9 protein-coding genes and 1 CRISPR repeat array are annotated in these 14210 nt (G+C 57.9%); of the genes, 3 read left to right on the plus strand and 6 right to left on the minus strand.

What is annotated here, in order from left to right:
- Positions 1–79: 79 nt before the first annotated feature.
- The 6 genes from ABGM91_RS11565 to ABGM91_RS11590 form a co-directional block, all read right to left on the minus strand.
- Positions 80–907, minus strand: coding sequence for an aldo/keto reductase (locus tag ABGM91_RS11565; RefSeq protein ID WP_354832489.1), 828 nt, complete (start codon positions 905–907; stop codon positions 80–82).
- A 328-nt stretch (positions 908–1235) separates the two neighbouring features.
- Positions 1236–1657: a CRISPR direct-repeat array (repeat unit 31 nt; unit sequence GTTTCAATCCACGCACCCGTGAGGGTGCGAC).
- A 358-nt stretch (positions 1658–2015) separates the two neighbouring features.
- On the minus strand, positions 2016–3170 hold the full coding sequence (locus tag ABGM91_RS11570; RefSeq protein ID WP_354832491.1) for an acyltransferase: 1155 nt from the start codon (positions 3168–3170) through the stop codon (positions 2016–2018).
- Between the two features lie 286 nt (positions 3171–3456).
- Positions 3457–7038 carry a proline dehydrogenase family protein gene (locus ABGM91_RS11575; RefSeq protein WP_354832493.1) on the minus strand — a complete coding sequence of 1194 codons (3582 nt, stop codon included), beginning with the start codon at positions 7036–7038 and terminating at the stop codon, positions 3457–3459.
- A 160-nt stretch (positions 7039–7198) separates the two neighbouring features.
- Positions 7199–8188, minus strand: coding sequence for a hypothetical protein (locus tag ABGM91_RS11580; protein ID WP_354832495.1), 990 nt, complete (start codon positions 8186–8188; stop codon positions 7199–7201).
- 15 nt (positions 8189–8203) lie between these two features.
- Entirely contained in the window at positions 8204–8653 is a 450-nt protein-coding gene (locus tag ABGM91_RS11585; protein WP_354832497.1) for a R3H domain-containing nucleic acid-binding protein, read from the minus strand.
- 143 nt (positions 8654–8796) lie between these two features.
- Positions 8797–9510 carry a hypothetical protein gene (locus ABGM91_RS11590; RefSeq protein ID WP_354832499.1) on the minus strand — a complete coding sequence of 238 codons (714 nt, stop codon included), beginning with the start codon at positions 9508–9510 and terminating at the stop codon, positions 8797–8799.
- 411 nt (positions 9511–9921) lie between these two features.
- On the opposite strand from ABGM91_RS11590, the gene katE reads away from it, so the two are divergent.
- From katE to ABGM91_RS11605, 3 genes are all read left to right on the plus strand, one after another.
- Complete coding sequence (gene katE / locus ABGM91_RS11595; RefSeq protein WP_354832501.1) at positions 9922–12177, plus strand: catalase HPII; 2256 nt, start codon at positions 9922–9924, stop codon at positions 12175–12177.
- Between the two features lie 395 nt (positions 12178–12572).
- Positions 12573–13784 (plus strand): hypothetical protein, encoded by a 1212-nt coding sequence (locus ABGM91_RS11600; protein ID WP_354832503.1) that lies wholly within the window; start codon positions 12573–12575, stop codon positions 13782–13784.
- Positions 13784–14206 (plus strand): hypothetical protein, encoded by a 423-nt coding sequence (locus tag ABGM91_RS11605; RefSeq protein ID WP_354832505.1) that lies wholly within the window; start codon positions 13784–13786, stop codon positions 14204–14206. The genes ABGM91_RS11600 and ABGM91_RS11605 overlap by 1 nt, the downstream gene beginning before the upstream one ends.
- Positions 14207–14210: the final 4 nt, after the last annotated feature.

Below are 14210 nucleotides of genomic sequence, written 5' to 3' on the forward strand. Positions count from 1 at the left end.
TTAAACAAAAAAAGTGAAGGGGAACTGACGGGTGAACCCGGCCTGTCCCGCTTCACTCGCAACCGTGCGGCGGCATGGTTTACCAGGAATCCAGATGCACTTTCCTGCCCGGAGGCGGAAAAGCCTCGTCCAGCAGCTCCACATCCCCCGCAGTCAACTTAACGGACAGGCTGTGGTAATTCTCCTGCACATGCGTGACGGAACCGGCCTTGGGAATGGCAATCATTCCGGGCATCCGCATAATCCAGGCCAGCGCGATCTGCACCGGGGTGGCCTCATGCTTCAGGGCCAGTTCCACCAGAACGGGATGGGTGCACAGACGCCCTTCATCCGCCGGAGAATAGGCCATTACGGGAATATGGCGTTCCCGGCACCAGGGCAGCAGGTCATACTCCACGCCGCGGTGGGACAAATTATAAAGAATCTGGTTGGCCGCGCAGCTCTTTCCTCCCGGTACGGCATAAAACCGTTCCATCTCCGCCACATCCATATTGCTGACGCCCCATGATTTGATTTTACCCTCCTGCTGCAACTCCAGCATGGAGGCCACCGTATCTTCAATGGGATGGGGACCGCCCCAGTGAAGCAGATATAAATCTATGAAATCCGTCTTCAGCTTCTTCAGGCTACGCTCACAGGCGGCCTTCGTCCCGGTTCTGCTGGCATTGCCTGGAAGCACCTTGCTCACTAGGAAAACGCGGTCGCGCAATCCGCGGATCGCCGCACCCACCAGGTCCTCGTTTCCGTACATTTCAGCCGTGTCAACCACGCTCATGCCCAGCTCAATGCCGGCGCGCAGCGCCTTGATCTCTTCGGCCTCCCTTAACGCCGACTTTCCCATCTTCCAGGTTCCCTGCCCCAGGGCGCAAACCTTCCGATGGTCCGGAAAAATCACTGAATGTTCCATTGCCGGTATTCTTTCTACCTGATCGTGCACGTTCATACTGTATAAACCTTTGACAACATTCAGAGAAAAAAGATCAAGAATAAGGACGTTTCCCTCATTCATCCCGGCCCCGGCTTATCCAGCGCCCCCGCTTCAGCGTGAAATAACGTACACGGAAATTTTTACACAACTTGCTTATAATAAAATAAACTTATTTCAAAACAGAACCACTCGGAACATGCCGCCGTAAACAGTTCCACGCCGCCGTCCTGTCATACCTGCCACCGGGCATGCATCTTCCGGCTGGTAAGGGCCTCGCTTTCCGCACGGTTCCGTCTCCCTCCAACGTGTTTAAATCCACGCACCCGTGAGGGTGCGACCCCTTGCCAGTCTGCAATGCACACGAAGCACTCGTGTTTCAATCCACGCACCCGTGAGGGTGCGACAGCTGCAAACGGGTAGGCCGCTCGCAAGTGCCGCTGTTTCAATCCACGCACCCGTGAGGGTGCGACGCCCACCTTGCTTAAAGAGGAAGCCTCGTCACTGGTTTCAATCCACGCACCCGTGAGGGTGCGACCTACCAGCGCAGCTGGATCACCAACGTGACGGAAGTTTCAATCCACGCACCCGTGAGGGTGCGACCTGCGCCCTGTGGACCATGTAGCGGGAATTCTCGGTTTCAATCCACGCACCCGTGAGGGTGCGACAGGGGATTCGTTAAAAGGGGCTGCTCCGTGCAGGTTTCAATCCACGCACCCGTGAGGGTGCGACGGCCTAAGGTCTTACAGGTTGAGCATCAATAACGCCGTGGGCGTTTTGCGCCAACCTCCCATGCCGGCGCATGGTTTCCAGGCCGTAAAGAAGAGATTATTGTTGTCAAGATAGGATTCCCAACGTCTTGCAGGAATCGCCGATGTCCCGGGAATTTCCTGTGAGCTTGGGGTTGGCGCAAGGGAGACCGGACGCTATGCTTTTTCTCCTGTAAAAAGCAGCCGCCTCCGGCAACCTGGGCCTGTGCACGATGCAGGAGCATCCTAACCCGCGCCCTTTCCTCCGTCCAGAACTTTGCACAGCCCTTGTCCCGGGAATACCGTTATTCCCCGCCCCGCCAGACAAAAAATATCCGGCTTTACATGATGCTCTTGCGCGTCCACTTGTTCAGGCTCAACAACCATACCAGCACCACGGAGATGACAGAGGCCATGCAGGCCAGCAGGGGAATTTTCACTGCCGAGGGGAGACCGCCCAGCCCGATGAAGTTCACGAAGTCATAGGAGCACTGGACAAAGAAGAAGTGGCACAGGTATACGCCGAAGGTCAGCGCCGCCAGACTGCTCAGCCACGGACGCGGCTTGATCCTGAGCCTGCTGACCATGGCAAAGATGGCGAAGGTCATCATGAAGACGTTGATGCCGGAGAAGTACCAGAGGACTTCCAGCTTGGAGTACTGGCCGGGGAAGTGCTTTTGAGTTTCGAGGAAGCCGAAGAATGTGATGGCAAAACCAACCAGGAACAGGGGAGCGGTGATGGCGAACATTTTTTTCCAGCTCCAGGCAAGGGGGTATTTAACCAGATAATGAGCCAGCACCATGTAACCCAGGAAGCCGGAAAAGTTATAGAACATGCCGTACGGGTTCCAGTCACAAACGCCCAGGATGCCCATGTTGCCGTAATTGCCTTCATAGCCCAGCGCCGGAGCCAGCATCTGGATGTAGGGGAGGGTCATGCTGAATATCCATATCCCCAGGAAGATTTTCACGTCTTTCCGTTTGGCCTGCGCCAGCCAGGCGCTCATGATGGGCATGAAGAGGTACAGGCCCACCAGCATGTATACGTACCACAGGGGGGTGGTGTCATAGTTGAAGTTGAACAGGAAGGTGTACAGTTTCTGAACGGTGGCGCCCCAGGTGTAGGTGTCCATCACGATGTTGGGGCTGGCCGTCTGCACGCCTGCGGCAAAGTAGCCGAAGTAGAACAGGGGGAGCAGCAGAGACCACACGATGAGGGGAATCAGCACCCTTTTGAGACGCCTGGCATAGAAAGCGCTCATTTCCATGGTGACGGGGAAGAGGAGCACGCCGGAGATCATAGCGAAGAGCGGGACGCAGGGACGGACGAGGCTGCCCCAGAAGACGGCTGATTTGAAGTTGAACGTGCCGTCAAAACTGCCTACGAACGGGTCGCAGCAGTGGGCCATGACAACGAGGAAACAGGCCAGGATGCGCAGGAAGTCAATCCATGCGATGTGGCTGCCGTGTGGGTTCAATGGTTGGTTGGTGCTCATGGAGGTGTGGTGGAAAGAAGCGCCGCAGCATTGCGGACATTCCCGGAAATATACCCTTTTCCCGGAAACGTTCTATCATAAAATGGGGAAAAGAAACAAAAGGTTCCCGGAAACAGGCATCCGGAAGCGGCGGAAGCAGGGGAAAAGAAAAAAGAGTGGAACAATGGCCAGGAAAGCCTGGACGGCCCGTTGGTTTTAAGGGTTTCCCCATCCAGCAGGCTCAAGGAGCGCCGCAGGACCTGCGGCACCCAGATGTTTTTCTTTCTTCCCGTTCCCGGACGTTTTCTCACGCCCCGGCCGTCTTGAAACTGCCGGGAGGCGGAATCAGGTTGCCGTAACGGTGGACAGTTTCGGAGACGGCCTGTTCCCGGAAGTAGCCCAGCAGTTCCAGGCGTCCATTGGCAAGCACCGAGCGGTCCAGGACTTCCACGTCACGGGCGCGGGCGGCGTTCGCCAGTGCCTCGGAGATGCCCGTTCCGCGCAGGAATTGCACGCCCTGGGCCGCCTCCGGCATCCGGTCGATGAGTTCGGCTTCCGTCTCCACCGTCAGGGTGGCGTAGTAGCCGTTCATTTTCTGAATCCAGGGATGGCCTTCCTCCGCACTCAGGTGCAGAGCCGCTCCGCATAGTTTTGCGCCCAGCAGCAGGATGGCGGCATCATCGTCAGACATGTTTTCCACACGGGCCAGTATTCCCTTCACGGGCACGTAACGGAATGTATTGTTTTCCCCGTAGATGCGGGAGGGGTCATGCTCCACGCCGAATTCCTCCATCCACCACTTGGCCTGGGAGCCCGCGGCGGAACGGATGCGCTTGGCGCAGTCCGGCAGTTCGGAGCACAGTTTTTCCACCAGCCCGGTAATGCGTTCCCCCGGCGTGCGCAGTTTCTGCGGGAGCGCTTTTTCCTCCCAGCTTCCCAGCATGGTAAGGTAGTTGGGGCCTCCGGCCTTGGCGCCGGGCCCCATGGAGGAGTGGTTCCACCCGCCGAACGGCTGGCGGCGCACGATGGCGCCGGTAATGACGCGGTTGATGTAGGCGTTGCCCACCTGCACCTTGCTCTTCCAGAGGGCGATTTCCCGTTCATCCAGGGACTGGAGGCCTCCGGTGAGGCCGAATTCGGAGTCGTTCTGGATGTCAATGGCTTCTTCCAGGTTTTCCGCGCGGATGATGCCCAGCACCGGCCCGAAGCATTCCGTCTGGTGGAACCAGCTTCCCGGCTTCACGCCCAGCCGGATGCCGGGCGACCACAGGCACGGGTTGTCTTCCGAGGGTTCCGGCTTGAGCAGCCATTCCTCCCCGGGCTCCAATTGCGTAAGCGCCCGGAGCAGGTTGCCTTCCGGCTCCTTGATGAGCGGGGTCACTACGGAGTTGACCTCCCAGGAGCCGCCCACCTTCAGGCTGGCGGCGGCATCCTTCAACTGGCGCAGAAAGGCCGGGTTGTCATAAACGGACGCTTCCACAATGGCCACGCTGGCGGCGGAGCATTTCTGCCCGGAGTGGCCGAAGGCGCTTTTTACCAGGTCTTTCACGGCCTGGTCCGGGTCCGCCGTGGCGGTAATGACCATGGCGTCTTTTCCGCTGGTTTCCGCCAGCACGCGCAGGTCCGGCCGCAGGCCGCGCAGCATCTTCCCGGTGCGGTAGGAGCCCGTCATGATTACGCCGTTCAGGCGCGGGTCCATCAGGAATTTGTGGGAGATTTCATTGCGCGGCATGGGCATGAACTGAAGCACGTTCCTGGGCACCCCGGCGCGCCAGAAGGCCTGGGCAATCTGCCAGGCCGTGTAAACGGCCAGCTCCGACGGCTTGAACACCACCGTGTTCCCCGCCATCAGCGCGGCAGCGATTCCCCCCGTGGGAATGGCGAAGGGAAAGTTCCAGGGCGACATCACGCAAACGGTGCCCAGCGGGGTCATTTCCACGCCGTCATTCATGCCGTCACGGTCCAGCCCTTCCGCGTAATAGCGGCAGAAGTCAATGGCCTCGCTCACTTCCACATCCGCCTCCGTGGGCGCCTTTCCGGCGTCCCGGACCATGGCCGCAATGGCCTCGCCGCGGATTCTGGACAATTCCTGCGCCGCCTGGTGCAGGATTTCAGCGCGCTCACTGACGCTTTTGGACGCCCAGGAGGAGCGGGCCTTGTCCGCCGTGTCCAGCGCGCGTTCAATCTGGTCAAAGTCCGCATACGCGAACTTGTAGGAAACTTCATTGTGGCGTGACGGGTCGCGCCCCACGCCCCACAGGTTGGTGGTGACTTCCTCCCCGTTAACGACCAGGGGGATTTCTTCTCCGGATTTTTCCTTTTCCGCGGCAATCAGGCCGTTGATCCATTCCGCATTCTGCCTGAGGGACCAGTCCGTATCGCGCTCATTGGAAAAGGCGTCCCGGTAATGCGTGGGCTGTACGGGGTCCGCGGCGCGGTTCTGCGTGCGGTTGGGGCCGTACTTCACCTCGTCCTTCTCCTGGCAGGCTTTTAAAAACCGCTTTTTCTGGGCTTCCCAGCTCCGGGAGCCCGGCGTCATGCCGAAGAGGTCATGCAGGAAGTTCTCCTCACTGGTGTTTTCATCCAGCCGCCGCACCAGGTACGCAATCGCGCTGTGGAAGTCTTCTTTCAGGACCACGGGAGCATACAGCAGCAGGCCGTCCGCCGCCTGGCGGATGACGCGCGCCTGGTGGTTGGCCATGCCTTCCAGCATTTCAAATTCCACGTAATCCCGCACGCCTTCCCGCTCACGCAGGAGCATGGCGTAGCAGAGGTCAAAGAGGTTGTGGGAGGCCACGCCGAACTGCACGTACCTGGCGTTCTCCGGCATGCAGCCGTAATGGAGCATTCTCTTGTAGTTGGCGTCCACTTGGGCCTTCGTGCCGTACGGGGCCTGCGCCCAGTCATGCATGGAGGCCTCCACCTTCTCCATCGCCAGGTTGGCGCCTTTCACCAGGCGTATCTTGATGCGCGCGCCGCCCTGCTCCACGCGTTCCTTCGCCCAGGCGCACAGCTTCATCTGTTCCTCCCAGGAATCCGGCAGATAGGCCTGAAGGACGATCCCGGCTTCCAGATGCATGAATTCCTCTTCCATCAGGGTGCGCTTGAACGCCTCCGCCGTCAGGTGGAGGTCCCGGTATTCCTCCATGTCCAGGTTCACGAACTTGGGCTTTTTGGAGCCGTCCGGCAGAGTCACCGCATTCGTAATGGCCGCCCGGTACAGGATGCGCAGGCGCTCCTGGATGAGCTTGACGGTTTCCTCAAAGGCCACCAGATGAATCTGGCTGAAAATGGCTGAAATCTTGACGGAGATGTATTCGCAGTCCTTGTCCCCCAGGCGGTCCACCACCTGCTGAAGGCGGTGGTGGGCCTCGCTCTCACCCAGAATGGCCTCGCCCAGCTGGTTGATGTTCATCCGGATTCCGGCCTTGCGCCTGCGCCGCAGGTGGGAATGCAGCTTCCCGTCCTCCGCCGGGAGAATGACGTTGGAGCTTTCCTTCCTCAGCTGGCTGGTGATCATGGGCATCACCACGCCCGGAAACTGTGCGGAAAGCCTGCCGCCCAGCTTCATGGCCAGGCGGTCCGTGGCGGACAGGTACCTGGGGATGCCATAGCCGTCCAGCAGGTACCGGAACAGCTCCGCGCCGCGGGCGGAGGCGGAGGGGCGGAAGACGCGGTCCGCCAGCGCCAGCGTAAACGCCTTGCCCGCCGGATCATTCATCATGCGCTCCATCTGCTCCGCCTGCTTCTTTTCCTTCCTGCGCATCCCGGCATTGGATTGTTTCAGAATGGATTCCGCCAGCTCCACGGCCTTGGCGGCCAATTGCTGGTCAGTCCACTTGTCACGGTTGGCCGCCGCCATCATGTCCGGGATGGATGAATCTGTCATAACGGTCCGAAGACTAGCCCCTGCCATGGGCAAAATCAAGCCAATTTGCCCGGTCCTTCCTGTGGAGCGGAGAATCAGGAAGAAAAAACGCACTCCTTGATTCCGTGGCGGGAGCCGGGGCCCCTTCCTGTCCGTTTCCGGGAGTTATGGAAAAACCGGTTCAATCATACCGGGCGGCGGCCAGGCGAGCCCTTCTCAGCTCCTCCCGGAGCTGGTGCGCACGCCTGCCGCAAACGCTGGAACGGTCCATGTCCCGCACTTCCTCCAGCACGGCAATGGCCCGGTTGAAGGCCTCCTCACTTTCCGCATTGTGGCCGTCCCGGTACAGGGATTCCTCCAGCCGGACCCAGAGAGGATGAACCATGGCCAGCAGGAGCAGCTGCCGTTCCTCCACGGCCAGGGAAGGATCAGCCGCCCTGCTCCGCCACGTTTCCAGGCATTTCCGGATGGCCGGGGCTTCACAGGCCCGGAAGGATTCACAGAGCAAATCAGCTGTTTCCCGGTTTTTCTCCAGCCGGAGGGCCGCCGCGCGGGCGTTCAGGAAGGCGGGAACTTTACAGTCCAGTTTTTCCAGGCGTTTCATGGTTCCCGGATAGTCCCGGAACCAGGCTTCCGCCGGGACCTGCTCCAGAACCCGGCAAATGGCGGCGGCTTCCTCCGCGGGGTCTCCGCCCTTCGGGATATCATTCACCACGGTGACGGGGCGTACGCGCTGCGCCTTTTCCGCCAGCTGGGCCATCCTTCCCGGGAGGGAGGCGGCATCCGCCCCTCCTTCCATTACATCAAACACGCGCCCCCTGGTATCCAGAAAAACCACCGTGGGGAGCACACGCACGCCATGCAGCGCCGCGCGGGACAGGCTGCCGCCCTCTTCCCAGTCCTTCAGGACGGGACGTTTGGGCACCGTGACAAACTGCACGTCACGCACCTTCCCCTCCAGCGCGCGGCGTTCTGCCGTTCCGGGGCGCAGCGCCTTCACCCAGCGGGCTTCCGCCGCTCCGGGCTCCGCGGAACCGTACACCACCAGCACAGGGGGCGGCGGCAAGGAAACCGCAGCGCAGGTGGAAGAGGCATCCTCCGTTTCCGCACGGCCCGGAACCGCCATCACCAGCGCCAGACAGGCGCACGCCATTACCGCTGCAGCCCTCATGAACGTAACCGGGCTTCAGGCACGCCGGATGGTGATGCGCTTGTAGCGGCCGTCACCTTCCTCCGACTCCGTGGCGATGCCTTCCATGGATTGGAGGGCATTGTGCACCAGGCGGCGGTGGTAGGCGTTCAGCGGCTGCATCTTCATGGGCTTGCCGCTTTCCTGCACACGCTCCGCCAGGGAGCGGGCCTTTTCCAGGAGGCGGGCCTCGTTGCGTTCCCGGTAATGGTCACAGTCCACCTTCACGCGGGGGGCCTCCTCCATCTTCCGCTGAATCATCCGGTTGACCAGGTACTGGAGGTCGTCCAGCCTGTCCCCGTCTCCGCCAATGATATACTGGCAATCCGGGGAGGAAATGTTCAGGCAAATAATGCCGTCCGTCTCCGTTATTTCAATATCCGCGGAAAAACCCAGTGAAGCCAGAAGGCTCTTCAAACTCTGTTCAGCTATTTCTTGCACCGTCATAACCTGTTAACAACTAATAAAAATGTTCCGTACCGGAAAGGCCTGTGCCGCGCAGCAGGAATGCCCCCTCCGGTAACCCCATTGACAAAAAAATCATAACCTATTTATTCCGCGCGTCTATGAAAATTTGTGGAAGCTCCGCCTCATTTACGTATGCAGGGGATTTTATCCATTCCCGTGTTCAGGAGAATACCAGCGCCGCTTTTGAGGACTCCCGCGGCTTCCACCTCCTCCGGTCCCTCCGGCTTTATTTCATCCTCCCCCTTCTTCAAACGGTACTTCCGCACCATGAGCCGGCTGCGGGATTCATCCGTATAACACCGGGACACCACGGCGCCGCCCTCCTCCACGGCAACGGTACCCAGTGAGGCGACGATGCACCCGACCTGCTTCAGCATGGGGGAGGCCGTAATGCAGCTCCGGTAATCTCCGGCATGAGCCTCACGAGAAATGCGGAACACGCGCAAATGAAAGGCCCCGGCTCCGGCCTCATGGGCCAGCACCAGCTCCGGCATGCCGTCCCCGTCCAGATCAGACAGCCGCAGAGCAGGGCCATCCCCCACCCTGGAGCCGGCAAATATCCCGACAATATGGGGCTGGTCCTCATCCTCTCCGCGGTAATTCATTTCCGCCACCAGATAGAGGGAATTTTCACCCGACCCATGTGCCTTGTCCACATACAGATGCACCCGGCTGACCAGCCCGGAAGGGGCATCCGGGTATTGCGGAAGAACAAGGCTCTCCACCGGCTCCAGATGCAGGACACGCGGCGGCTTGCCAAACGCCGCCTGAACCTCCACGGCCACATCCTGGTTGTTCCCGGCCTCCTGAGCCGCTCCCATCACAGGCAGGAACATGAGTCCAATGAAACACGCTTTATTCATGAAGCTCATTTTTTAGCATACTACTTCTTCAAGTCGAGTCCATTCCGGAGAATCGTACCCGGACTTCCGCAGTTGAAAACAATCCCTGCCGGAAAGAGCCGCAGCCGCGTAAAACCTGAAGAAACGCCGCAAGTCTTTGCGGCAGATAAAAAAGAAACCCGAGCGTAGAGAATAAGCCACAGGCAGGAACGCATGCCAATAAAAACAGGGATGATCCGCGCCTTCCGTTCCCCTCAACTTAAATCATTCCCTTCAAGCGTCTTTTCCGGATTCTCCATCATCTTTTCCGTACCGGACTGACAAAACCGGCCGGAACATCCCGCGGAAAAACAGAGTCCAAGCTTCAACCCATGTAAAAATTCAAACACATCAAGGGACAAGCCAATGAAAAAAAAGACCCAGCAAATGGAAGAACGCTACGCCCCCTTTCCGGATGGAACGGAAGCGGAACCCCACTATACAGATACTATTGACCCGGAGCTGATCAAGCCCACCCCCAAGCCTACGCCGCCCAACGCGGAACCCTCCGCCCCCGGCTCCATGAAGACGCCGGACAATACCACGGAAAAAATCAAGGACCTGGACACCATGCGCTCCAACGGCATGAACCAGCCCCTCACAAGCAACCTGGGAGTAAAAATAGCCGATGACCAAAACACACTTAAAGCCGGAAGCAGGGGCCCCTCTCTGCTTGAAGACTTCCACTTTCTGGAAAAAATGGCTCATTTTGACCAGGAGCGGATACCGGAACGCGTGGTTCACGCAAGAGGTTCCGGGGCACATGGCTATTTTCAGGTATACAAATCCCTTTCCAAGTACACCAAGGCGGGCTTTCTGCAGGATCCGGGAGAAAAGACTCCGGTCTTTGTGCGTTTTTCCAACGTGCAGGGCTTCAGAGGATCTCCGGATACGGTGAGGGACATCCGCGGCTTCGCCACCAAATTCTATACCAAGGAAGGCAACTATGACCTGGTGGGCAATGACACGCCCGTCTTCTTCATCCAGGACGCCATCAAATTCCCGGACTTCATCCATGCCGTGAAGCCGGAACCCCATAATGAAATGCCGCAGGGACAGACGGCCCACGATTCCTTCTGGGACTATGTTTCCCTCCAGCCGGAAACCCTGCACAACGTCATGTGGCTCATGTCCGACCGCGGCATCCCCCGGAGCTACCGTACCATTGAAGGCTTCGGCATCCACACGTACAAGCTGGTCAATGCGGAAGGAAAAAGCACCTTCGTCCGCTTCCACTGGAAGCCGGCATATGGCAAGAAATCCCTGATCTGGGATGAGGCCCAGGACCTTACCGGACGGGACCCGGACTTCCACCGCAAGGACCTCTGGCAATCCATTGAAGGCGGAGACTATCCGGAATTCGAGCTCGGCCTGCAGCTTATCCCGGAAGAGGACGTGGATAAATTCGACTTTGACATCCTGGATGCCACCAAGCTCATCCCGGAAGCGCTGGTCCCCGTGGAAATCGTCGGCAAGATGGTGCTGGACCGCAATCCGGACAACTTCTTCGCGGAAACGGAACAGGTCGCCTTCTGCCCCGCCAACATTGTACCGGGCATTGACTTTTCCGACGATCCGCTGCTCCAGGGCCGCATCTTTTCCTACAGCGACACCCAGCGGCACCGCCTGGGCGGAGCCAACTTTACGGAGATTCCCATCAACCGGCCCGTCTGCCCCTTCCACAACAACCAGCGGGACGGCTTCCACCGCATGCAGATAGACACCGCCCCGGCCAACTATGACCCCAACTCCATCGGGGACAACTGGCCGCGTGAAACGCCGCCGGAAGACGGCGGCTTTGCCACCAGTCCCCAGCCGGTAACGGGCATTAAAGAACGCCTCAGGAGCCCCTCCTTTGCGGAATACTATGCCCAGCCCCGCCTGTTCTGGATGAGCCAGACTCCCGTGGAGCAAAGGCACATCATTGACGCCTTCAGCTTTGAAGTAGGCAAGGTGACGCGCCCGTACATCCGGGAACGGGTGGTGGACCTGCTGACGCGCATTGATCCGGACCTGGCCGCCGGGGTAGCCAAGAACCTGGGCATCGAACTGACGAAGGAACAGCTTAACCGGGAACTTCCCAAGCCTGTATGCGGCCTGGAAAAAGACCCCACCCTGAGCCTGTACGCCAAGCCGGACGGCAACCTCAAAGGCATGCGCGTTTCCCTGCTGGTGGCGGACGGAGTGAATCTGAAGTCCGTGGATGAAATCTGCGACGCCCTGAACAAGGAGGGAGTGCATCCCCAGGTGCTCGCCCCCCACATGGGCTCCGTCAAAACGGAGGACGGGGAAGACCTCCACGTGGACGGAACCCTGTCCGGCAACCTGGCCGTGCTGTTTGACGCCGTCATCGTCCCGGAAGGAGCGAAGAGCATTCAGACGCTGATGATGAACGGAGACGCCAAATACCACCTGCGCCAGGCCTATCGGCACCTGAAGGCCATCGGCCTGCCCGGAGACGCCAGTGAAATGCAGGAAGCAGCGGACCTGCCCCAGGACATGGACGATCCCGGCCTGCTTACGCCGAAGGACACCAAGGCGCTGATGAAACCCTTCATCACGGCCATGAAACAGCACCGCGTCTGGGCCCGCGAACCCAAGGCGCTGGACTTCGGAGCCTGATTTCTTCCCATTCAGGCCCCGGTTCAGCCGCATGATTAAGCAAGGGCTGCCTCACCTTCTGGTGGGGCAGCCCTTTTTTATACCAATGGCGGGCAGTCCGCCCATGCTTCACGGGAATCAGGAGCGGAAAAACGGGGTACGGCATTCATGCTGTCTGAACGTTTTACGCATGATGATTTTTCTCCGGAACAGCCGTAATTTTTTTCCGGAACAGCCGTAATTTTTTTCCGAAGCAGTTTTCAACCTCATCTTTTTATCCTTTGAAAGTAAAAATATTACATCAAATTCACCACTGAATCCAACTTCAGCATCCGGAGTTGCTTTGACCGTTGGAGAAATCAATCCACAGGAAGAGAGCAAGCTTTCCCTGCAAGGACGATACGGAATTCATCACCATGGATAGAAAGAAGGAGAATGAGTTGATCAACTACCTCACTACAAACGATACCCGCAAACAAAAAACCATGAATAAAATTACCTCTATCAACGGAATTCTACTATCATCTCAGAATGATTTTTATCAGCACGAGAAAAACAGTTCCGTTCACGTCACGGAGGACGAACGAACGGCCTGGAACGCCAAGGCTGAAGCATCTGACGTCAATTCCAAAGTCAGCACGGAAGCATTCGAAGCCCACAAAACGAACGCCACGGCCCACATCACGGAAGAAGAACGTAACCGATGGAATGCTGCTCCCGAAGTCGACGAAAGCGGCAATATGACGCTTGCCGGAAGTCTGACGACGGCAGGAGCCTATAACGCCAACGGCGGCATTAATATTCCAGTTGATCCTGTAACGGATACCGATGCCGCCCGCTACCATGAGGTGAGGGTGCTTAATGAGATTACCAATGGAGCAGGACAAAACTATTTCAATTTTTCCACGCCCCCATGCGGTAAATTGCTATCGCCATTTTCCTGGCTGGCTACCTATTGGCCCAAACCGGCAACGGAAAATGGATGGGTGGTTTTTAATTTCCGATGCGCTCCTTTTGGCCAAGACAGTGACCGGGGCGGCTCCTATACCGCTGTAACCGGCATCTTTCTGCCCTTATCCACCGGTCTTGGCTATCAGCGCATGTTTCAGGTTGTTGCCGGGGGACTGTTTGATGTAACGCTTAATGAAGCATGGGCCACCCCTGACGATTATCCTTTCTCCGAACCTGTAAATGGCGTTGCCATGTGGTGGGATGTTTACTTTGGGGACCAGCTCGCGGACCAGGACAACAAGATTCCCGCGCGCGGGCGATTTTGCCGATTCAACCACAATACCGGAAAGGTGGAGCTATTTAGTAAGACGGCGCTGTTACCTGCAAATTTCCGGTTACGGGGGATTGCGATAGCATGGGGAAATGAACATGACCATGGGGGGATTTGGGTTGTTGGAGTAAATGAGACAACGGGAGGCAGACTGGAGGCCTACCGCATTTGTGAAAAAACCTGGCTCACCTCTTCTTATCATAATTCTGTTAACACGCAAAATATAAGATTGTTATGCAATAGAGAAGTTTTGGAAGTAGGAATTAATCCGCTAAAAACTTACACAGGGCTTTACGGGCAAAAATCCGTAGTGGCGGAATGGTGTGAAATGATGGAGGTTAAATAATGATGAAAGCACAATTACAATTTCAGTTTCCCGAACCCGGCAACTGGGGAAGGTTTATCCTGACAGCCGTATTCGTGGATAATAACGGCTTCATCAAGTCCCGACGTTTCACACAGGATGATATTTCCCAGGAACAGGCAGAAACTTTCAAGGAAGTGGTAACACACATTGCCGTTTTATCCGACGAATGGAAAGCGCTTCAAGTCTGGGTGCGGCTGGAACAAGTCACCGTCAGCCCACTCCCGGAGGAAGGGGAAGTATTCCCGGAATCCAGGGATGCGGTTGCGTTGACCGTGGAAGCAGTCAATGCCCGGGGAGGACGCAGACTTTTCACCAGTCAGGATTATTCGGAGTTCACGATGGTGGACGGGGCGGCAGTGGCGTTTTTCAACTACTTCACAACAAACAATAACGATCAATAATAAT

Source organism: Akkermansia muciniphila (assembly GCF_040616545.1).
Lineage (GTDB): Bacteria > Verrucomicrobiota > Verrucomicrobiia > Verrucomicrobiales > Akkermansiaceae > Akkermansia > Akkermansia muciniphila_E.

Coding starts and splice junctions, on each gene's coding strand:
- ABGM91_RS11565 (WP_354832489.1), bottom strand. CDS start 907: ATGGAACATTCAGTGATTTTTCCGGACCATCGGAAGGTTTGCGCCCTG.
- ABGM91_RS11570 (WP_354832491.1), bottom strand. CDS start 3,170: ATGAGCACCAACCAACCATTGAACCCACACGGCAGCCACATCGCATGG.
- ABGM91_RS11575 (WP_354832493.1), bottom strand. CDS start 7,038: ATGACAGATTCATCCATCCCGGACATGATGGCGGCGGCCAACCGTGAC.
- ABGM91_RS11580 (WP_354832495.1), bottom strand. CDS start 8,188: ATGAGGGCTGCAGCGGTAATGGCGTGCGCCTGTCTGGCGCTGGTGATG.
- ABGM91_RS11585 (WP_354832497.1), bottom strand. CDS start 8,653: ATGACGGTGCAAGAAATAGCTGAACAGAGTTTGAAGAGCCTTCTGGCT.
- ABGM91_RS11590 (WP_354832499.1), bottom strand. CDS start 9,510: ATGTTCCTGCCTGTGATGGGAGCGGCTCAGGAGGCCGGGAACAACCAG.
- katE (WP_354832501.1), top strand. CDS start 9,922: ATGAAAAAAAAGACCCAGCAAATGGAAGAACGCTACGCCCCCTTTCCG.
- ABGM91_RS11600 (WP_354832503.1), top strand. CDS start 12,573: ATGGATAGAAAGAAGGAGAATGAGTTGATCAACTACCTCACTACAAAC.
- ABGM91_RS11605 (WP_354832505.1), top strand. CDS start 13,784: ATGATGAAAGCACAATTACAATTTCAGTTTCCCGAACCCGGCAACTGG.